Source organism: Cupriavidus sp. GW823-FHT07B10 (assembly GCF_058794355.1).
This window is the reverse complement of record NZ_JBXAGS010000001.1, coordinates 757,170-777,529: the sequence shown is the minus strand read 5'-3', so window position 1 is coordinate 777,529 and position 20,360 is coordinate 757,170. Positions and strand designations below refer to the sequence as shown.

Below are 20,360 nucleotides of genomic sequence, written 5' to 3'. Positions count from 1 at the left end.
GGCGCGCCGTGCGGTGCGCCCGTGGAGGAGGAAAAAAGGCTCGGCATCTTGCGATGTCGAGCCTTTTTGTCTTGGAAGTCATTGGCAGGCTTCCGCACAGCATCCGCTTACCGATTGGGTGCTCCCCTCTCCCGCAAGCGGGAGAGGGGAGCAAACCGTCAGTCCGCCTGGCCATCCCCCAGCATCTGCCCCACCGACCCCGCCGTACCGGCCGCCCGTTCACCCAGCAACCGATGCAGCGTGCCCAGCAGCTCATCCTCGTTGTAAGGCTTGCCCAGGTACACGTTGACGCCGATCTCCTCGGCATAGCGGCGGTGCTTGTCGGCCGTGCGCGAGGTGATCATCACCAGCGGCATATGCGCGGTGCGCGCGTCGGAGCGCACGTTGCGGGTCAGGTCGAAGCCGTCCATGTGCGGCATCTCGATGTCGACCAGCATCGCGTCCGGCATGACATCCTGCAGTTGCTTGAGCGCATCCACACCGTCGCGCGCCAGCACCACCTGGTAGCCGGCGCGGCTCAGCAGGCGCTGGGTGGCCTTGCGCACGGTCAGCGAGTCATCCACCACCATCACGGTCGGCTGCACCGCCAGGCCGCGCACCGGCTCGGTGGTGCCGTCGCTCGCCAGTTCCGCAACCGCGCCCATCCGCGCCTGCACGGCAGGCGTCTGCGGCAAGGCCTGCGGCACCGGCTGGCCGCGTTCGCGCACCAAGCGCTGCGCCAGCACCACCGGGTTGTAGATCAGCACGATCTCGCCATCGCCCAGCGTGGTCGCGCCGGCAATGCCTTCCAGGCGTGCCAGGTGCGGGCCGATATGCTTGACCACCACTTCGCGGTTGCCGACCACATCGTCAACATGCACCGCCACGCGCTCGGCGCCGCTGCGCACCAGCACCACCGGCGAATACTTGCGCCCGGCCGCGACCGCGTTGCCTTCCTCCAGCAGCGCGCCGAAGTAGAAGAACGGCACCTCGGCGCCGGCCACAGTGAGGCGGCCCTGGTTGTAGGCATCCAGCAGTGCCGGGGCGCGCAGCTGCTGGACCTGGTCGATCATGCCGCTGGGAACGGCATAGCGCCGCGCGCCCAGCGAGATCACCAGCACCTGCGTGATCGCCGTGGTCAGCGGCAGGTGCACCGTGAAGGTGGTGCCCTGCCCGGGCTTAGACTCCAGCGTGATGCGTCCGCCCAGCGCCACGGTCTCGGCGCGCACCACGTCCATGCCCACGCCGCGGCCGGCCAGCTCCGACACCGCGTCGGCGGTGGAGAAGCCCGGCGCAAAGATCAGCTCGGTCAGGCGCGCTTCGCTGGCGTCGTCGTCCGGCGCCAGCAGGCGGCGCTCGACCGCGCGCGCGCGGATGCGCTCCAGGTCCAGCCCGCCGCCGTCATCGACGAAATTCAGCACCACCTCGTTGCCTTCCTGCTGCACCTCCAGCGTCAGCGCACCAGTGGCGGCCTTGCCCGCGGCGCGGCGCGGCGCGGCGGCCTCGATGCCGTGCACCACCGCGTTGCGGATCAGGTGCTCGATCGGGCCGGCCATGCGGTCCAGCACCGAGCGGTCGATTTCCACGGTGCCGCCCTTGATCAGCAGGCGCACTTCCTTGCCGGTCTCGGCCGCGGCCTGGCGTGCCACGCGGTAGAGGCGCTCGGCCAGCGCGTCGAACTGCACCATGCGCGCCTGCATCAGCCCGCGCTGCAAGCCGCGCGTCAGGCGCGCCTGCGCCGCCAGGTCGCCGGCGGCGCGGTCAAAGCCGCGCTGCAGGTTCTGCTCGACGGTGGCCACGTCGTTGACCGACTCGGCCATCATCCGCGTCAGCTCCTGGAAGCGCGTGAAGCGGTCGAACTCAAGCGGGTCGAATTCCTGCTTGTGCTGCGCGTCGGCAATGCGCGACGCCATCTGCGATTCGGCCTGGATCTCGATTTCACGCAACTGCCCGCGCAGGCGCGCGACGTTGTCGTTCAGTTCGCCCAGGTAGGCGCGCATCGCCTCCAGTTCGCTGTCCAGGCGCGCGCGCGTGGCGCCGACTTCGCCGGCTTCGTTGATCAGCGTGTCGAGCGCGCGCGCCTGCACGCGCACCAGCGCGCGTTGCGGCTCGGCGGGCACGGCCGGCGGCATCGCCACCATCACGTCTGCCGGCCCCGGCATGGCGGGCAGGCTGGCGGCGGGCACCGCCTCGACGACGGTATCCGCCTGCGGCAGCGGCGCATCGGCCTGCGCTTGCTCGGGCACCTCGGCCAGGCCGTTGACCACGTCCGGATCGTCCGCGGGCAGCAGGCGGCCAGTCGGCAGCGCCTCGACATGCGCCAGGATGCGGTCGTACCAGGCATAGAGCCGCTCGAACAGCTTTGGCCCGACGGCCTGCTGCCCCTGCCCGCGCAGGCTGGCGTCGAGCAGCGTCTCCATTTCATGCGCGGCCTGGCCCAGCGCCATGGCACCCGCCATGCGCGCACTGCCCTTGAGCGTATGCAGCGCGCGCAGCACCAGGCCGCCGTGACGCGAGTCTTCCGGGGCGGCTTCCCAGCCGCGCAGCAGCTTGCCCAGCTCGGGCAGCGTGCCTTGTGCCTCTTCCAGGAAGATCTGGACCAGCGCGGGATCCGGCGCGGCGCCCTCGTCCGCTACCGGCGCAGCGGGCGCCCGGTGCGGGGTCGGCAGCGCGATAACCACCGCGTCATGCGGCACTGCCGGCGGCTCCGGCTGGTCTTCCTGCGCGGGCGGCAACTGGCCCAGCAGCTGCGCCACCGAACCGTCCGGCTCGGCCGGCGCCTGCGGCGCGGGCACCGCCACGCGCGGACGCAGCAGCGCGCGCTCGCCAAACTCAACCAGGCTGCGGCGCAGGCCGGCATCGGCATCCGGCCAGACGCCCGCGGCAAACTGGTGCAGCATGCCGCGCAGGCGCTCGACCGCCTGCTCCAGCAGGCGGAAATCGCCCGGGTGCATCGCCACCGGGTGCGAGCCCAGCTGCAGCAGCAGGGCCTCCAGCGCCTCGGCGATCTCACGCACGGGTTCCAGGCCGACGGTGGACGCACTGCCCTGGAGCGTGTGGGCAACGCGCAGCCCCAGCTCGCTCGGGCACGGATGGCCTTCATGCCGCCATTCGGAGATGTCGGTGGCGAACTGGCGCAGCAGGTCATCGGCCTCCTGCAGGTAGACGTTGTAGAGCGCCAGGCCGATGCGCACCGGCCCGATCACCTTGTAGTGGTCGTCCTCGCCCGACAGGCCGCCGGACAGGCGGAACGGGATCACATTGTCTTCGCCGTGCCCGACCGCATCGGCGCCGGTGTGACCGGCGGCGTCGACGGCCGGCCCGGGCGGCGCTTCCGCAGCCGCGCCGGGCAGTACTGGCAGTTCATCCGCGGCCTGCGCGGCGCCCGGGTCGCGCACCGCTTCGGCGGCTGCCACCAGCGGCGCGATGTCGTGCCAGGTTGCCGCATCGCGATGCAGCTGTGCCGCCCATGCCGACAACTCGGCATGGGCGCGGCGCAGCAGCGCCAGCAGCGCGGGCACCGGCTCGCGCGCTTCGGCAATCCACAGGTTCATGACCTGCTCGACCGCCCACGCCGCTTCGCCATAGCGATGCAGGCCGACCATGCGGCTGGAGCCCTTGAGCGTGTGAAAGGCGCGCCGCACGCGGCTGAGGGTATCGGCATCGTGCAGCGCCTCAACGCCCGAGCCGAGGTCGCCGGCGATGCCGCCCAGGACCTCGTCGGCTTCGTTCAGGAAGATGTCGAGCAGTTCGGCGTCCAGCGCCGACTTGTCGCCGTCAGCCGGCAGGCCTTGCGCCGCGGGCGGCGCGGCTGCGGGTGCCGCCGCCCGTGCCGGCTCGGCCAGTGCCAGTGCCAGCCTGCCGGCCGCATCATCGCTGCCGGCCAGCCAGGCATTGCATTGCATGGTGGCTTCGGCGGCCTGGCGGCGCAGCGCGGCATCGTCGTCGATGGTGGCCTGGTCGGCCAGCGCCTGCAGCGCGGCACGCAGGCGCTGCACTGGCGGCGCATCGGGAACGGGGCCAGCCTGGATCGCCTCGGCCGCGGCGGCGCGCGCGGCGGCCAGCGGATGCTGCGCAGCGCGCGGCGCATCGGGCTCGCCGGCCTCGGCAAGCGTATCGGCCCGACGCACGCGGCCGAATTCCAGCGCATCGGCAAAGGCATGGACCGCGCCCAGCTCGGCTGCGACCTCGCCCAGCAGCGCGGCGCGCGCACTGGCATCAGCGAGTTCGCCCGAAACGGCCAGCCGCGCATTGACGGACTGCACCGCGGCGGCGGCCTGCGCGGCATCGTCCACCAGCGCTGCAGGCAGCGCGGCGGACGACTGCAATTGCGCCAGCGTGGCGCCAAGCGCGGCGAAGGCCTGGCAGGCATCGCGCAGGTGGCCTGCGCCTTCGGCGCGGGCCGCGTTGCGGTCGAAGCTGTCCAGCCACGATTCACCGCTGTCCAGCTGCGCCCGCAGCTGCGTCACGGCCTCGCTGCGCAGCGCCTGGGCGCGCGCCTCGTCGACCATGCCCGCAAGCCACGCGGGCGCGCTCGCGGCGGGATCGGCCAGGCATGTCGCCAGCGCCTCGCACTGCGCGGCAAAACGCGCCGCCGCCGGATGGGCGGATTGCCCGTGCACGCGCCACGGCAGCGCCAGCGCGCGCGCCAGGAACAACGCGATGCCGGCGGCGCCCAGCGCCTCGCCGCGGTGGTGCTGCCCGCCGTGCATGGCCGCCTGCGCCAGGCAGCGCTGCAGCGCCGGCTGCCCGAGCGGCTGCGCGGCTTCGGCCAGCGCGGCCAGCGCGGTTTCCCAGCCGGCCGGCTCGCCCGCGGCGGCGTGCTCGAGCCCAGCGGCGGCCTGCTGCAGGTTGCGCGTGTCGATCGGGTCGAGCCAGCCGTAATAGCGCTGGCGGAAGTCCGCATTGGCAAGCGCGTGCGCGGGGTCGAGGCGGAATGCCGCGAGCGTGCGCGCAATATCGGCACGCAACGCGGCACGCGGCTCAGCCACGCCATCGTCGTCACCGGCCCCGTCGCGGGCCAGGCCGGTGCAGACCAGCAGGAACACCGCGTCGTTGAGCAGCGCCTGCGGCACGCGCACATGGCCCTGCAGGTACTGGCGCAGCAGCAGGTTGGCGCGGCCGGCAAAGCGCTTGGCCAGCAGGTCGGAAGGCAACAGGCCAAGCCCCAGCGCGCGGAACACCAGCCCCAGCACATGCCAGACCCCGCGATCCGGATGATCCGCCGCGCGGCGCGCCTCCTGCTCATTGGCGCGCACCTCGTCCAGCGCCGCGCACAGCGGCAGCCAGGCTTCGCGCAGCAGCGCCGCGTCGGTGCACGGCGCAGGCAGGCGCAATGCCTTGAGCAAGGCCGATTCAAACTGCTGGCGCGCACGCATGACCGGCGCCGGGCCCTTCGCCGGCAGCAGCATGCCGGGCAGCATCTGCAGCTCATCGAGCCACAGGTCGGCCGGATGCACGCGCTCTTCGCCCAGGTGCGCCAGCACGCCCGCGTAGGGCTGGAACAGGCGCAGCGGCGCTTCATCGTCACCGGCCATCAGGTCGTCGACATACTCGGCCAATGCCTGCACGCCGGCGCGGAATACCGCCAGCGCCTCGGGGCCGGCGGCAATGGTGCCGGCGTCGATGGCTTCGAGCAGGCGGCGCAGGGCCTGGCAATACGGATCGGTGCCGTGCAGCCCGACGATATGCACCGCGCCGGCGGCCTGGTGCAGGTGCTGGCCGGCCAGCCGCAGCGAGGTGGTGTCGCGCGCGCCCAGCGCTTCGGGCGCCTGGCGGACCTCGTCGACATAGTGGCCAAGCTCGGCGGCGGCGTCTTCGAGCGCGCTGCGCAGGCTGGGCGCAAGCCACGCCAGCCCGGACAGGTCGCGCGCGGGGGCGCCTGGGTCGGAAACAGCAGGTGCGCTGGCGGATGGCGGCGCCGGAGCCGGCTCGGGCACGGCGCTGGCTTCAGCCGGTGCGCCGGCTGCGGCGCCATCGCGCGGGACAGGGAAATTCAGGGACATGACGGCTTCCAGTGCGGCGCCCGGAGGGCGGCCGCGGGCAACCTGCCGCAACAGGCGGCAGGCGCGGAGTTGGCATGGAGCGCGTGGCCGCTAAGCCTGGTAAGGCCGCGGTGCGCGGAAGCGGTCGCAGGCGTCATCCGGCCACTCAGGCGATCTTGAATCGCGACACGGAGTTGCGCAGCTCTTCGGTCAGCAGCGTCAGCTGGCGCACCGACTGCGCAGTCTGGCGCGTGCCGGTGGTGGTCTGCTCGGTGACCTGCAGGATGCGTTCGATATGGCGGGCCACGGTGGTGGCCAGGTCGGCCTCGTGCGAGGTGGACTGCGAGATCTGCTCGATCAGCTCGGCCAGCTGGCGCGACACGCGCCCGATCTCGACCAGTGCGGCGCCGGCGTTGTCCGACAGCCGCGCCCCTTCGACCACGCCCTGCGTGCTGCGCTCCATGGCGTGCACCGCGTCCTGGGTATCGGTCTGGATGGTGCGGATCAGCGCGCCGATCTGCTTGGTGGCCTCGCCGGAGCGTTCGGCCAGCCGCTGCACTTCTTCGGCCACCACCGAAAAGCCGCGCCCGGCCTCGCCCGCGGACGCGGCCTGAATGGCGGCGTTCAGTGCCAGCACGTTGGTCTGCTCGGTAATGTCCGAGATCAGCTCGACGATTTCACCGATCTCCTGCGACGACTCGCCCAGGCGCTTGATGCGCTTGGAGGTTTCCTGGATCTGCTCGCGGATGTCGTTCATGCCGGTGATGGCGTTCTGCACCGCCTGCTGGCCCTGCTCCGCGGCAGACAGCGAGGCACGCGCCACGTTGGCGGACTCGGCCGCGCCGCGCGACACCTGCGTGATGCGGTCGGCCATCTCCACCACCGATTCGCCGGTCTGGCGGATCTGGCGCGACTGCTCTTCGGTGGTCGACACCAGCTGGGTCGAGGTGGACTGCACCTGCCCCGAGGCCTGCGTCACCTCGCCGGCGGTCTGCTGCACCCGGCCGACCAGCTCGCGCAGTTCTTCCACGGTGTAATTGACCGAGTCGGCAATGGCGCCGGTGATGTCCTCGGTCACCGTGGCCTGGCGCGTCAGGTCGCCGTCGGCGATGTCCTGCAGTTCGTTCATCAGCTGCAGAATCGCCTTCTGGGTATTGTCGTTGTTGCGCTTTTCGTCCAGCCGGCGGGACTCGGCCTCGCGCTCGCGCGCCTCGGCTTCCAGCGCGCGCACGCGTGAGTCGCGCAGGTACAGCGCCGCCAGGCCTACCAGGCACAGCAGCGTCATGGCCGCCGACACCACGGTCGCGCCCAGCGTCACCGGGCGCACGCGCGCCGATTGCGCGTAGGCGCGCTGCAGCGCCGAGAGTTCGCCGCGCAGCGCCTCGTTGTCGTTGAAGATCTGCTGCTGCGCGCGCTTGGCGGCAATCAGGCCGGGCAGGTTCTGCAGGATTGTCTGCGTGGTTTTCTGCACCGCTTCAAAGCGCTGCGACAGCTGCTTCAGGTAGCCGCGCGTTTCTTCGTCGGCGGCCGCCGACAGGCGCAGCGCCTCGCTGCCGTTGAGCAGGCCGTCCAGCGATTCGCGGAAGGTGTTGGTGTCCTTGCCCAGCAGGAACGCGGTTTCGGGGTTGACGCCTTCGCCGGCCAGGAACTCGTTCAGGTTCTTGCCCAGGCGCTGCGTCAGCATCACCAGCTGCGCCGACGCCGCCACCTCGCGCGCGTTGGCGCCGGACTGCAGCTTGATTGCCGCGACCTGTTCGGCGGATTCCAGCAGCTCGGGGTTAGAAGCATTGAAGATCTGCAGCGTCTGGCCAATGGTGTTCAGCACCGGCTGCTGCGCCAGCACGTCGGCGGCGCTTTTCTCGGAGCGCTTCCACGATTGCATCGCGGTCTCGAGCAGCGGTTCGGCCGCGCCGGTGGTGGCGCGCACGCGCTTCTCGTCGCTGCCTTCCTGCAGCGCCTTCAGGTCGCCCGCCAGCGCGTCTTTCGACTGGCGCAGCTGCGTGAAGGCCTGCGCATTGCCCAGCAGCGCCACCGGCACCGCCTTGCCCAGGCGCTGCGAGTGCATCAGCATGTCGCCGGCGATCTCGATCTGCGCGGCGGCGTTGTTGGCGATGCGGTTGTCCAGGTACACCGAGCCCAGCAGCGCCACCAGCGACACCACCACGCCCACCGTCAGCAGCCGCTGCTGCGACGAGAACGGCATGCGCCCAAGCCAGCGCGTGACATGCTCCATTGGCGTGGCGCCCAGGCCGTCGGCGGATGGGGGTGCCGGTGCGGGTTCCGGGCCGCCGGCATAGGCCATGCCGGGCCCGCCCGCCAGGCCGGTGGCTGCTTCGGCTGCCGGCGTGCGCCGGCCCAGGCTGAATTTCTTGAAACCCATGGCACCCTCTTCCATTTAATCGTTGTCATGCCCGGCGGCTCGTGCCGGGTGCGGCAGGCAGTGGCCTGCGCGTCATTCTTGTTTCTTGTTATTGGCGGCGCGGTGGCGGGCCTCAGGCCTCAGGCCGTAACCCGTCCCACCTGCAGGAAGGCCGGCGCGTCCAGCAGCGCGCGCACGTCCAGCACCTGCCAGTCACGCCCGTCGCGGTCGGCAAAGCGTTGCCCTTCCCATGCCGGCGTGCCGGCCGGCGGCGGCGCCGCATCGCCGTGCGGCAGGCTCAGGTCGGCGGCATGGCGCAAACCCGCCACGCGCGTGGCCAGGATCGCGCAGGCGCGCTCCACCTGGCGCGACAGCACCACGATCTTGCTGCCGGGCTGCAGTGGCGTTGGCGCGCCGCCGCAGAACAGGCTGAAATCAATCACGCCCAGCAGGCTGCCGCGCGCATTGACCAGGCCGCTGTACCACGGCTGCGTCAGCGGCACCGGGCTGGGCGGGCGCATGTCGAGCACTTCGCCGGTATCGGCCAGCGGCAGCAGCCAGTTGCGCGCGCCCACCTGCAGCGCCAGGTAGCTGTCGGCCGCGGGCAGGCTGCGCGCCTCGCGCAGGCGCCGGGCCAGCATGGCCTGGTAGTCCTGCAGGCGAGTCTGGCGGGCGCGGAGGTCTTGGCGTGGCGCGTTCATCTGGCGGTCCCCGGAACAGGTGGCAGTGGCTTCCCGTACGGCCTGCGCTGGCAGCTCAGTGCGCCAGCGCGGCAATCTTGCCCAGCAGCTCTTCGCCGTCGACGGGCTTGACGATGTAGTCCGACGCGCCCTGGCGCATGCCCCAGATGCGGTCGGTGTCCAGGCCCTTGCTGGTGCACATGATCACGGGGATGTCCTTGAAGCGGTCGTCGCGCTTGATCGCGCGGGTGGCCTGGTAGCCGTTCTGGCCAGGCATCACCACGTCCATCAGGATCAGGTCGAAGCTCTCGGCCTGCAGGCGCGCGAAGGCCTGGTCGCTGTTGCTGGCAACCGAGACCTTGAAGCCGCGCTTGCCGAGCAGGTCGGACATGAACAGGGCTTCGGTGGGGGAGTCGTCGACGATCAGGATCTTGTTGATGGCAGTCATGAGGTTTTCCTTCGATTCGTACATGGCGTCGCGTGCATGCGCTTCAGGCAGGCAGCACGTGGCCCGCGGCCTGGCATGGCAGGCAGGCCTGCACGGCGTGCAGCAGCGCTTCGCGGGTAAAAGGCTTGGCAAGATGGTCGTGCGCGCCGACCAGGCGGCCGCGCGAGCGGTCGAACACGCCGTCGCGCGAGGACAGCATGATCACGGGGATGGCGTGAAAGCGCGGACTTTTCTTGATCAGGGAGCAGGTCTGGTACCCGTCCAGGCGGGGCATCAGGATGTCGCAGAAGACCAGGTCCGGGTGCAGCTCGCCCACCTTGGCGAGCGCCTCGAAGCCGTCTTCGGCCAGCACCACCTGGTATCCCGCCTGCGACAGGAAGATCTCCGCGGTGCGGCGGATGGTGCTGGAATCATCGATGACCAGCACCTTGCGGCGCGGCTGCGCCGTGGTGTCCGGAATGGAAACGCCAGGCGCCAGACCCTGGGCGCCGGCGGTATTGACCCGCTGGTTTTCTTCTGTTTGAGCGACCCGCATTGTTGTTCCCGCGACCAGCTGCCCCTTGCGGAGCGCCGGCAAGCACTAGAGAACACCCGCGCGGAGCAGCGCGACCCATGCGCGCCCCGACGGACCCCCGACAATTCTTGTTTCCCTTCCAAGGCCGGGCTGTGCCCGGCAGTGGCGGTGCGTGGAACCCGCACCTGCCTACCGTCCTCCCCACCAGCGGCAGAGGGACGGGCAGTCATTTTGCAACAGAGTGTGACAAGACGCCGGGGGGCCGTCAATCGGGGCCGGCCGCGGCCAGCCGGCGTTTTGTCGCATCGGCGCGACGCGCGCCCGGTTATTGTTGTTCTGGGGACGTCGCCTCAGATGGCGACCATCTCGAAATCTTCCTTGCGCGCACCGCATTCCGGGCAGGTCCAGTTGATCGGCACGTCTTCCCACCGGGTTCCGGGGGCGATGCCGTCTTCCGGCGCGCCTGCGGCTTCATCGTAGATCCAGCCGCAGATCAGGCACATCCAAGTCTTGTATTCCATAACAGGCTCTGGCCACTCTCCATTAAAATCCAGCGCAGATGGTACCGAAACCGTGCCGCCGGCGCCAGCCGGCGGCCGCCAGAATCGTGCCAGATCCGCCGTGTTCGCGCACGTTAGCGCCCTGTTAGCGCCTGATTGGCCGGCAATTGCAGCGAATTTCCGCTGTTTTTGCCGCATGTCAACGATAAGTCCCGGGCCGCCGCACACGATCCCAGCAGTCCTTGTCCTCACCTCAACGCCATGTCCCGTAATCAGCAGCTCTTCGACCGCGCCCAGCAGACCATTCCCGGGGGCGTCAACTCGCCCGTGCGCGCCTTCCGCTCGGTGGGCGGCACGCCGCGCTTCATCACGCGTGCCGAAGGCGCCTATATGTGGGACGCCGACGGGCAGCGCTATATCGACTACATCGGCTCCTGGGGCCCGATGATCGTGGGCCACGCCCACCCCGAAGTGGTGCGTGCGGTACAGGAAACCGCTGCGCACAGCTTCTCGTTCGGCGCCCCGACCGAGGCCGAGATCACCATGGCCGAGGAAATCTGCAAGCTGGTGCCGTCGATCGAGCAGGTGCGGCTGGTCTCCTCCGGCACCGAAGCCACCATGAGCGCACTGCGGCTGGCGCGCGGCTTCACCGGGCGCGACCTGATCATCAAGTTCGAAGGCTGCTACCACGGCCACGCCGACAGCCTGCTGGTCAAGGCCGGCTCCGGCCTGCTGACCTTTGCCGACACCACCCAGAACGCGCCGTCGTCGGCCGGCGTGCCGGCCGACGTGACGCGCCACACCATGGTGCTGGAGTACAACAACGTCGAGCAGCTGGAACAGGCCTTCGCCAGGCATGCCGGCGAGATCGCCGCGGTGATCGTCGAGCCGGTGGCCGGCAACATGAACCTGGTGCGCGCCAGCGATGCCTTCCTGAAGGCCATGCGCGAGCTTTGCACCCGCGACGGCGCAGTGCTGATCCTGGACGAGGTCATGACCGGCTTCCGCGTGGCGCTGGGCGGCGCGCAGGCGCACTACGGCATCCGGCCCGACCTGACCTGCCTGGGCAAGGTGATCGGCGGCGGCATGCCGGCGGCGGCCTTCGGCGGGCGCCGCGACATCATGGCCAGACTGGCGCCGCTGGGCGGCGTCTACCAGGCCGGCACGCTGTCGGGCAACCCGCTGGCGGTGGCCGCGGGCCTGGCCACGCTCAAGCTGATCCAGGCTCCCGGCTTCTATGACCGCCTGGCCAGCCAGACCCGCAAGCTGGCCGACGGCCTGGCCGAGGCCGCCAAGGCTGCGGGCGTACCGTTCGCGGCGGACGCCATCGGCGGCATGTTCGGGATCTACTTCCGCGAGGGCGTGCCGGGCAGCTTCGCCGAAGTGACCAGGAGCGACACCGCGCGCTTCAACCGCTTCTTCCACGCCATGCTGGATCACGGCGTCTACCTGGCGCCGTCGGCCTTCGAGGCCGGCTTTGTCTCGGCGCAGCATGACGACGCCATCCTGGCGGCCACGCTCGAGGCCGCGCGCAAGGCGTTCGCGGCGGGCTGAGGCCTTGCCAGGCAGGCGGCGCACCAGTGCGCCGCCTGCACCTCTGGCGACAAGGGCGGTGCGCTACACTTGGGTTTTCGTCCAACCCGCGGAGTCTCCGATGCGCGCTTCTTCGTCCCCCTCCTTGCCCGGCAGCTCGCCGATGCCGGTCTTGCGCTGGCTGCTGCTGGCGGTCATGGCCAGCCTGCTGTCCGCCTGCGGCTACAACGACTTCCAGGCCAAGGACGAGGCGGTCAAGGCAGCCTGGGGCGAAGTCATCAACCAGTACCAGCGCCGCGCCGACCTGATCCCGAACCTGGTCAACACGGTCAAGGGCTACGCCACGCACGAGCGTGAGACCCTCGAGGCCGTGACCAAGGCGCGCGCCGCCGCCACCAGCATCCAGGTCTCGCCCGAGACCCTGAACGACCCCGAAGCCTTCAAGCGCTTCCAGCAGGCCCAGGGCGAGCTGTCCAGCGCGCTGTCGCGCCTGCTGGCGGTGTCCGAGAACTACCCGCAACTGAAGGCCGACGCCTCGTTCCGCGACCTGCAATCGCAGCTCGAGGGCACCGAGAACCGTATCACCGTGGCCCGCCAGCGCTATATCGCCGCGGTGCAGCAGTACAACGTGCTGGCGCGCAGCTTCCCGACCAACCTGACGGCGATGATCTTCAAGTACCCGGTCAAACCGTCGTTCACGGTGGACAACGAGAAAGCCATCTCCACGCCGCCCGCAGTCAAATTCTGAGGCGGGCCACTCCATGGGCCACACCCCGCGCTCGCCCTGGCGGCACGCCTGGCTGGCGGCCGCCCTGCTCTGGCTGGCGGCATTGCTGGCCGGCCCGGCGCTGGCGGCAGACGGCTTCGTCGCGGTGCCGCCGCTGACCCAGCGCGTGACTGATCTGACCGGCACGCTGACGCCGCAGCAGCGCGGCGCGCTCGAGAACGTGCTGGCGGAATACGAGCAGCAGCGCGGCAGCCAGATCTTCGTGCTGATGGTGCCCACCACCGATCCAGAGCCGATCGATGCCTACAGCATCCGCGTGGCCGACGCCTGGCGCGCCGGGCGCAAGGGCATCGACGACGGCGTGATCGTGCTGATCGCCAAGGACAACCCGCCCGGGCTGCGCAAGATGCGGCTGGAGGTCGGGCGCGGCGTGCAAGGGTCTCTGACCGATGCCATGTCCAAGCGCATCCTGCAGGACGTGATGGCCCCGCACTTCCGCCAGAACGACTTCTACGGCGGGCTGGCGGCGGGGATCTCGGCGATCCAGGCCACCATCGACAAGGAAGGCCTGGCGGCACCGCAGCGCAAGGCGCAGCAATCGTCCGCGCTGGCCGAGTGGCTGCCGGCACTGCTGCCGCTGGCGATCATCGTGTTCTTCTTCCTCAGTGCCATCCTGCGCCGGCGCGGGCCGCAGATCGTCACCACCCGGCGCGGGCGCGACGTGATCGCCGGCGGCCTCGGCGGACTGGGCGGCTACACCATGGGGCAGGACTGGGGCCGCCGCGGCGGCTGGGGTGGTGGTGGTGGATTTGGCGGGGGCGGTGACAGCGGCGGCGGTTTTGGTGGCGGGGGCGGCGGCGGCTTCGACGGCGGCGGCGCCTCGGGCAACTGGTGACAGCACAAGGAACGAAGACAATGCCGAATCTCCGACGTGCCCTGCACCATATCGCCACCACGGCCAGCGCAGCCCGCAAGCACTTTCCAGCCGAAGCCCAGCAGCAGCTGCATGCAGCCGTGCATGCCGGCGAAGCCAGCCACCGCGGCGAGATCCGCGTGGTGATCGAAGCCAGCCTGCCGGTGGGCGATGCCTGGTCCGGCGTCACGCCGCGCGAGCGCGCCCGCTTCCTGTTTGGCGCGCTCGAGGTCTGGAACACCGCGGACCATACCGGCGTGCTGCTCTATATCAACCTGGCCGACCATGCGGTCGAGCTGCTCGCCGACCGCGGCATCGACGCCAGCGTGGGGCCCGCCACCTGGCGCGAGCTGTGCGACGAACTGGTGCTGGGACTCAGACAGGACCTGTCGGTACGGCCGGTGCTGGCCACGGTGGCGAGCATCCATGCACTGCTGGCCACGCACTTCCCCTCCGACGGCGGGCACAACCCGAACGAGCTGGACGACCGTCCGGTCTTTCTCTAGGGTCTGGCCGTTCGACCGCGCTCGGCCGCTTTGCCAGGGTTCGGTCGGCGATCCCGTGATTCGGCCCTCCGTCCCCCCCGGGGAATCATGCCCACCAGCTTGCTCAGCACTGCAGGCAATGAGCTGTTTTCATTGGCGAAACATACTTTTGCCCGATATGACGTCTGGCGCTCACAGGCTACGCTTGGTGAACAACTGCATTACAGCCAGTGAGGCGGAGCGCCCAGACTCCGCTGAAACAAGGGGATGCCATGCCAGAAAGCCCAGCGGACAAGGATCGGGGGAGCCCTGCGCCCAGAACAGACCTTCGAGAATTCCTCTTGGAGGCTAGTCTCAGAAGTGCCACCGCCGCACTGCTTGCAGGATTCGCGTACGCTGCTATTCGGCACTGGCTCGCTGACCCAACGCGAATTACCTTGCTGATGCTCGTGTTGGCAAATTGCCTGACCCTTGGCCTGTCTCTATTTGTCCGGGTTCCGAAGAGACGAGACTGGAATCCGGTCACAATCATCTGCTCGTTAGGCGCTTCATACTATTTCCTTGCAATTCAGCTGGCGCCAGGAGAGCGCCTGGTACCGGAAATACTTGGCGCGGGCCTGCAGGTCATAGGGATCACCTGGCAAATCTATGCAAAGATCTCGCTCCGTTTCTCGTTCGGGATACTGCCTGCCAATCGCGGAATCGTGTCGAGCGGGGCTTACCGATTCGTGCGACATCCGATCTACCTTGGCTACCTCATCGCTGACGTCGGCTTCGTGCTCACAAACTTTGGGCTGCAAAACTTGCTTGTCTATGCCGGGTTGTACGCGCTGCAGGCTGTGCGGATAAATCGCGAAGAAAAGCTGCTGTCCGACGACCCCGAATACTGTCGGTATCGCGAGAAAGTGCGATTCCGCGCGTTGCCAGGCGTGTACTGAGCGTGCCGAACCCTTCCTTGGGATTGGGGTAGGCCGCCAACCGCGGGCGACGACGCGAAGGGGATTCAGGTCGGGTCAGTCATCGTCAGCGAGGGCGGCGCGCACCCATCAGGTACCACACGGCCGCAGATATTTGCAGCGCCACCAGTCCGCCCCACGCCGTCAGGTGTGCAGCCTTAGGATAGTGTCCGGCCGTGGCGGGCCACAGATCCAACACCAGCCCCACACCCACCTGGCAGGCAAAGGTCGACAGGAACACGGTCAGCGTCAGTGCCGTGGTCGCCCTTCCGATCAGCGCATCCGGGAAACTACGCGCCAGCACCGCATAGGTCAGGATGCCGCTGGAGCCGAACACGCCATAAGCCACCCACAGCAGCACCGGCGGCAGCGGGACCTGCGCCATCAGCAGCAGCTGGACCACGATAAAGGCGGTCATGCCAGTGCCGGCAAAGGCATACAGGCTTACGCCGATACGCTCCAGGTGGCGCGCGGCCCAGCCCGCGCCGACGCAGCCGGCCATCATCGCGAAGCCGATCACCGAGACCAGTTGTGCGCTGCTGGCTGGATCGAAGCCGGGCACGTCGCGCAGGAACGCACCCACCCATAGCGTCTGCACCGCCATGAACACGCCCTGGTTGAGCAGTGTCAGCGGCACCACGCGCCAGAAACGTTCGCTGGCCAGGATCTGGCGCGTGCCGCGCAGCTGTTCGCGCAGGCTTTCCTTGCCGGCGCGCGGCTTGTCCGGCACGCCGAACCACAGCAGCACCGCCATCGCCAGCGATATGCAGGTCAGCCCCATGCTGACCGTGCGCCAGTCAGTCAATGACAGCAGCCACGACAGCGGCGCGCCGACCAGCACCGCGCCCAGGCCGCCGATGGCCATCACCACGCCGTTGAGCAAGGGCATGCGCGACAGCGGGAACCACATCGACAGCGCCTGGATGGTGGCGCCCAGGCACACCGACACGCCTACCCCGATCAGCAGCCGGCCGGCGGCCAGCCCGCCCATGCCGGGCGCCAGCGCGAACACCATCGAACCGGCCACCGCCACCAGCAGCATCACGGCCTCGGTGCGGCGCGGGCCGTAGCGGTCCAGCAGGATTCCCGCGGGCAACTGGGCGCAGGCGAAGCCGAGGAAGTAGAAGCTGGTGAGCAGGCCCAGGTCGCCGGCATTGAGCCCGAGCTCGCGCGTCAGGTTCGGCGCAAAGCCCAGGTTGACGCCGCGGAACAGATAGGACACCAGGAAGCCCAGCGAGAATACCGCCAGCACGCGCCAGCGGGCGCCGGCAGCAGCACCAGGGGCAAATCGCGCTTGCGAGGGCGCGGAAGACAAGTTTGAAGTCGTAGTCGTCATGATGGCCCGAATTGTCGTTCTTCCGGCAAACCAAAGCCAACGAAAGATACCCGCGGCAATTGTGAGTAGAATTTGACGGCCATGGCCAAATCCCCCGCCAAACCCGCCCAACGCCCCGTCCACCTGCCGCCGCTGCAAGCGCTGCGTGCGCTCGAAGCCGCCACGCGCCACCGCAGCTTCTCGCGCGCGGCCGAGGAACTGGCCCTGACGCACAGCGCCATCAGCCACCATATCCGCGCGCTCGAGACCAGCCTGGGCACCAAGCTGTTCCAGCGCACCGGCAGCCAGATGACCCCCACCAGCGTGGGCGCGCGGCTGGCGGAACAGGTGCGCGGCGCGCTCGACAGTATCGAAAGCGCGCTGCGCGAGGCCGGCAACAGCGCCGCGCCGCCGGTAACACGGCTGCAGGTCAGCGTGATGGCCGACCTGGCCAATGCCTGGCTGATCCGGCGCCTGCCCAGCCTGCACGCCCAGGTGCCGTCGCTGGACCTGCACCTGCGGCTGCATGCGGAGATCACGCCGCCCGACCCGTACAGCGTCGATGTCGGCATCTGGCACCAGCGCATCGACCTGCCCGGTTTTGAATGCCACAACCTGATCGAGGACCATGTGATCGCGGTGGCCAGCCCGGCGCTGCTGGCGCGCTACCCCGGCTTCACGCTGGCCGACGTGCCGCGCATGCCGATGCTGCGCTTTGCGTTGCGCCCGTGGCGCGACTGGCTCGAAGCCGCCGGCCTGCCAGGCGACGAGCCCGAACGCGGCCCGATCTTCCAGGATGCCGGCCTGATGCTGCAATCGGCCGTCGCCGGGCTCGGCGTAGCCACTGCGCGCGCCCAGCTGGCGCACGATTACCTGGCCAGCGGCGAACTGGTGCAGATCGGGCCCACCCGCATCCCGTCCAGCCTCCATTACTGGGTCACCTGGCGCGAAGGCAATCCGCGCGAGAAGGCCATCCAGCAGTTCCATGCCTGGCTGGAGGAACAGGTCCGGCAGGAAGCCGGCCACGTCCACCCTGGCGCCGACGGCAGCACGCCCGCCAAGCGGTTTCATGCATGAAATTGTTTGAGGCGCAGATGTTGGCAATACGAATCATTTTCGTCTAGACCAGTGAAATCAAGGGCTTGGCGGGTGCCGCAAGCCCTGCGATGGCCTGCCGTACGCGGTGCCGCGGCGTTGCCAGAGCGGTCCGAGTTTCACCAATGCAACCAGATCGCACACCGTGCCAGCGTCCGTGAAAAATCTACCCGCCCCATCCAAAGAGATGAGATACGGCCGGGCCCGCCCGGCGCCGCATCGTGCAAACGCTTGTCAACGCGTCGATTCCGTCCACCCAACCGCGCCCGCAACCGCGTGCGCGGCGCCAAAAGGCTGAAGACAACCGCGGCACGCCGGGGTGGCTACCGAGGTACAGAGTTCAAAACGTTGTAACGGAAATGAAACTACCTGGCAGCTTCACTCGCGTGCTGCATTCGAGCCCTGACGCCTGTCCGTTTGAAATTTTGCTCTCCCTCCTTCGGATGGGCATTGCCGGTGAAAAGTAGGTTTGTCGACACTCGCTTGCCACGCACTGTGATCCATGCGCCTAATTACCCGCTCGCCGAATGCTGCGCTGCAATATAGAAATCCCGCCAGATGTATCAGAAGCGGAACGTTATTGATCGCCAGCAATTGCCCAAGGTCAGCCGAAAATTTCCTTTTCCTTTTGTTATCAAAGGATTAGCCATATCTGGCACGTTCGTCGCACATATGTCCGCGCGAACAGAAGCCCGGAACAGGGGGACGTCTGAAACCGAAGCGGCAACACACTGGCACGCGTTCGCCGAAGATCAGTTTCAGGACGACCCCGCATCCCAGGGCGGGATTCGGACTGGCGCTGTAAGCGTGGGCCACGCGGCAGGAACTGGTCCGCATCGGCTGGCCAGGTGCAGGGGTCGTCGACAAGATTAGCGGAGGTCGTTCAGGAACACGGGCCGCAAGCGGACGAAAAGCGGCCCGTGGTACCTGGACTATGCGGCACGCCACGGCTGAACGGGGCGGCACGCAGACAACAAGCGGACGCATCGGCCGAGCCGGCGCATCCGGACAAGAAACGGGGTGAAGCAACAGCCTGCCATGCAGGCGATGCGAAGCGGCAGCCGCCGCGACCGATGCCAGGGAGGTGAGGTCGCGGCGGCGGCGAAAACGGGCCCACCGGCCCGCGCAACGCAGCGCCGCGGGCAGCAATTTTGGGAGAGCGCCAGGCCGTGGCATTGACATGTTGCGGCAGGCGCAAGCCTTAGAGCCAACGAAACCAGTGACCCGCAACAGCAGGCCACCGGCTTTGTAAAAGCAAAAGATCCGGGGAAATTTATGAGCGCGTACACCAACCGCCCGCTGCTGTACCTGTCGCAGCACCACGACGCCATGCTCTGCAGGTTGCTCGCACAGCGTGGCTGGAAGATCAGCTTCGCCTCCAACCTGCAAGACCTCCACGCGCTACCCCCGGGCAACCAGCCGCTTGCGGCGATGCTCGACCTGCAAGGCGGCTTCAGCGATGCCGACCTGGAATCGTTCGAGCCCTGGCTCTCGCTGCCGCATATCGGCTGGATCGGCATCATCGCCGGCCAGGAGTCCCTGACCGAATCCGCGCGCCGGCTGCTGGGCCTGTACTTCGTCGACTATTACACCGCACCGGTCCAGCACCCTCGCCTGGCGGAATCGCTCGGCCACGCGCTCGGCATGGCGCAACTGCGCCCGGGCGCGCAGCATGCCCGCCCCGGCACCGCACGCCCGGACGGCATGATCGGCAGCTGCCCGGCCATGCAATCGCTCTTCCGCGGTATCGAGAAGGTGTCGCGCTGGGACACACCCGTGCTGATCTCCGGCGAGTCCGGCACCGGCAAGGAACTGGCCGCTCATGCCATCCACCGCGCTTCGGAGCGGGCCTCGCGCCCCTTCGTCGCGGTCAACTGCGCGGCGATCCCGCCCACGCTGCTGATGTCAGAGCTGTTCGGCTATGAGCGCGGCGCCTTCACCGGCGCGACCAAGCGCAAGCCCGGCCGCATCGAGATGGCACAGGGCGGCACCCTGTTCCTGGATGAAATCGGCGACATGCCGATCGAAAGCCAGACCAGCCTGCTGCGCTTCCTGGAAACCGGCCGCATCGAGCGGCTGGGCGGCACGGAATCGGTGGAGGTCGATGTGCGCATCATCTCCGCCACCCATGTCGACCTGGAAGCCGCGATCTCCGCCGAACGCTTCCGCGGCGACCTCTACCACCGGCTGTGCGTGCTGCGCGTGCGCCAGCCACCGCTGCGCGAACGCGGCAGCGACATCCTGCTGATCGCCGAACACGTGCTGGACAACGTGCGCAAGCAGTCGCCGGCACGCATCCGCGGCTTTTCGCCGATGGCGCTGCGCGCGATCCAGCAGCACAACTGGCCCGGCAACGTGCGCGAGCTGATCAACCGCATCCGCCACGCCGCCGCCATGTGCGAAGACGGCGTGATCCAGCCCGACGACCTGGAGCTGGCCACCCCCGCCGACGACCGCCCGCTCACGCTCGCGGCCATCCGCGAAGCGGCCGAGCAGACCGCGATCGTCGAGGCGCTGCAGCGGCATCATGAACGGCTGATTGACGTGGCGGCAGAGCTGGGGATTTCGCGGGTGACGCTGTTCAGGTTGATGCGGGATTACAAGCTGCAGGTGAAGAAGGGGGACCTGGGGTTGATCTGCGTGCAGGGTTAGCAGCGGCATGTCAGCTTGCGGCAAACTCTCGGGCTCACGCAGCACCACGACAGGCGTATCCACGCGCCGCCACTGCCCGGCAGTCTGGCGCCATCTGTGCGCGCGATCAGACGGACAGATGGTAAGGCCGGCGTTCACGTCCATGTGACCGCCGGTTACGGCCGCGTCAGTGGCGACGCCCCTTGGAACGGGCCTGCAAGCCGCACCACCCCTGGCCGAA

At 68.8% G+C, this 20,360-nt stretch carries 14 protein-coding genes; 7 read left to right on the top strand and 7 right to left on the bottom strand.

Annotated elements, in window-relative coordinates; all coding sequences use genetic code 11:
• Positions 1-158 precede the first annotated feature (158 nt).
• The 6 genes from AC1Q6V_RS03675 to AC1Q6V_RS03650 form a co-directional block, all read right to left on the bottom strand.
• On the bottom strand, positions 159-5,984 hold the full coding sequence (locus AC1Q6V_RS03675; protein WP_454750210.1) for a hybrid sensor histidine kinase/response regulator: 5,826 nt from the start codon (positions 5,982-5,984) through the stop codon (positions 159-161).
• 145 nt (positions 5,985-6,129) lie between these two features.
• Positions 6,130-8,343, bottom strand: a complete 2,214-nt coding sequence (locus AC1Q6V_RS03670) for a methyl-accepting chemotaxis protein (RefSeq protein ID WP_011614671.1) — start codon at positions 8,341-8,343, stop codon at positions 6,130-6,132.
• A 119-nt stretch (positions 8,344-8,462) separates the two neighbouring features.
• Positions 8,463-9,023, bottom strand: coding sequence for a chemotaxis protein CheW (locus tag AC1Q6V_RS03665; RefSeq protein WP_011614670.1), 561 nt, complete (start codon positions 9,021-9,023; stop codon positions 8,463-8,465).
• A 55-nt stretch (positions 9,024-9,078) separates the two neighbouring features.
• Positions 9,079-9,450 carry a response regulator gene (locus AC1Q6V_RS03660; RefSeq protein ID WP_010813015.1) on the bottom strand — a complete coding sequence of 124 codons (372 nt, stop codon included), beginning with the start codon at positions 9,448-9,450 and terminating at the stop codon, positions 9,079-9,081.
• 43 nt (positions 9,451-9,493) lie between these two features.
• Positions 9,494-9,985: a response regulator gene (locus AC1Q6V_RS03655; RefSeq protein WP_010813016.1), complete on the bottom strand. Its 492-nt coding sequence runs from the start codon at positions 9,983-9,985 to the stop codon at positions 9,494-9,496.
• A gap of 329 nt (positions 9,986-10,314) precedes the next feature.
• Complete coding sequence (locus AC1Q6V_RS03650; protein ID WP_010813017.1) at positions 10,315-10,485, bottom strand: rubredoxin; 171 nt, start codon at positions 10,483-10,485, stop codon at positions 10,315-10,317.
• Positions 10,486-10,725: 240 nt separating this feature from the next.
• On the opposite strand from AC1Q6V_RS03650, the gene hemL reads away from it, so the two are divergent.
• The 5 genes from hemL to AC1Q6V_RS03625 all read left to right on the top strand — a co-directional run bounded on the left by hemL (position 10,726) and on the right by AC1Q6V_RS03625 (position 15,060).
• Positions 10,726-12,018: a glutamate-1-semialdehyde 2,1-aminomutase gene (gene hemL / locus AC1Q6V_RS03645; RefSeq protein ID WP_010813018.1), complete on the top strand. Its 1,293-nt coding sequence runs from the start codon at positions 10,726-10,728 to the stop codon at positions 12,016-12,018.
• A gap of 100 nt (positions 12,019-12,118) precedes the next feature.
• Entirely contained in the window at positions 12,119-12,745 is a 627-nt protein-coding gene (locus tag AC1Q6V_RS03640) for a LemA family protein (protein ID WP_011614669.1), read from the top strand.
• A gap of 13 nt (positions 12,746-12,758) precedes the next feature.
• On the top strand, positions 12,759-13,619 hold the full coding sequence (locus tag AC1Q6V_RS03635; protein WP_454750209.1) for a TPM domain-containing protein: 861 nt from the start codon (positions 12,759-12,761) through the stop codon (positions 13,617-13,619).
• A 20-nt stretch (positions 13,620-13,639) separates the two neighbouring features.
• A complete protein-coding gene (locus AC1Q6V_RS03630; RefSeq protein ID WP_010813021.1) occupies positions 13,640-14,143 on the top strand; it encodes a TPM domain-containing protein in 504 nt (167 codons plus the stop codon).
• Positions 14,144-14,565: 422 nt separating this feature from the next.
• Positions 14,566-15,060 carry a methyltransferase family protein gene (locus AC1Q6V_RS03625; RefSeq protein ID WP_439669008.1) on the top strand — a complete coding sequence of 165 codons (495 nt, stop codon included), beginning with the start codon at positions 14,566-14,568 and terminating at the stop codon, positions 15,058-15,060.
• 85 nt (positions 15,061-15,145) lie between these two features.
• Here AC1Q6V_RS03625 and AC1Q6V_RS03620 read toward each other — a convergent pair whose 3' ends face one another.
• Positions 15,146-16,414, bottom strand: coding sequence for an MFS transporter (locus AC1Q6V_RS03620; RefSeq protein ID WP_439668618.1), 1,269 nt, complete (start codon positions 16,412-16,414; stop codon positions 15,146-15,148).
• 81 nt (positions 16,415-16,495) lie between these two features.
• Here AC1Q6V_RS03620 and AC1Q6V_RS03615 point away from each other — a divergent pair, with 81 nt between their 5' ends.
• Positions 16,496-17,470 carry a LysR substrate-binding domain-containing protein gene (locus AC1Q6V_RS03615; RefSeq protein WP_010813023.1) on the top strand — a complete coding sequence of 325 codons (975 nt, stop codon included), beginning with the start codon at positions 16,496-16,498 and terminating at the stop codon, positions 17,468-17,470.
• A 1,293-nt stretch (positions 17,471-18,763) separates the two neighbouring features.
• A complete protein-coding gene (locus tag AC1Q6V_RS03610) occupies positions 18,764-20,140 on the top strand; it encodes a sigma-54 dependent transcriptional regulator (protein WP_454750208.1) in 1,377 nt (458 codons plus the stop codon).
• Positions 20,141-20,360: the final 220 nt, after the last annotated feature.

Coding starts and splice junctions, on each gene's coding strand:
- AC1Q6V_RS03675 (WP_454750210.1), bottom strand. CDS start 5,984: ATGTCCCTGAATTTCCCTGTCCCGCGCGATGGCGCCGCAGCCGGCGCA.
- AC1Q6V_RS03670 (WP_011614671.1), bottom strand. CDS start 8,343: ATGGGTTTCAAGAAATTCAGCCTGGGCCGGCGCACGCCGGCAGCCGAA.
- AC1Q6V_RS03665 (WP_011614670.1), bottom strand. CDS start 9,023: ATGAACGCGCCACGCCAAGACCTCCGCGCCCGCCAGACTCGCCTGCAG.
- AC1Q6V_RS03660 (WP_010813015.1), bottom strand. CDS start 9,450: ATGACTGCCATCAACAAGATCCTGATCGTCGACGACTCCCCCACCGAA.
- AC1Q6V_RS03655 (WP_010813016.1), bottom strand. CDS start 9,985: ATGCGGGTCGCTCAAACAGAAGAAAACCAGCGGGTCAATACCGCCGGC.
- AC1Q6V_RS03650 (WP_010813017.1), bottom strand. CDS start 10,485: ATGGAATACAAGACTTGGATGTGCCTGATCTGCGGCTGGATCTACGAT.
- hemL (WP_010813018.1), top strand. CDS start 10,726: ATGTCCCGTAATCAGCAGCTCTTCGACCGCGCCCAGCAGACCATTCCC.
- AC1Q6V_RS03640 (WP_011614669.1), top strand. CDS start 12,119: ATGCGCGCTTCTTCGTCCCCCTCCTTGCCCGGCAGCTCGCCGATGCCG.
- AC1Q6V_RS03635 (WP_454750209.1), top strand. CDS start 12,759: ATGGGCCACACCCCGCGCTCGCCCTGGCGGCACGCCTGGCTGGCGGCC.
- AC1Q6V_RS03630 (WP_010813021.1), top strand. CDS start 13,640: ATGCCGAATCTCCGACGTGCCCTGCACCATATCGCCACCACGGCCAGC.
- AC1Q6V_RS03625 (WP_439669008.1), top strand. CDS start 14,566: ATGCTCGTGTTGGCAAATTGCCTGACCCTTGGCCTGTCTCTATTTGTC.
- AC1Q6V_RS03620 (WP_439668618.1), bottom strand. CDS start 16,414: ATGACGACTACGACTTCAAACTTGTCTTCCGCGCCCTCGCAAGCGCGA.
- AC1Q6V_RS03615 (WP_010813023.1), top strand. CDS start 16,496: ATGGCCAAATCCCCCGCCAAACCCGCCCAACGCCCCGTCCACCTGCCG.
- AC1Q6V_RS03610 (WP_454750208.1), top strand. CDS start 18,764: ATGAGCGCGTACACCAACCGCCCGCTGCTGTACCTGTCGCAGCACCAC.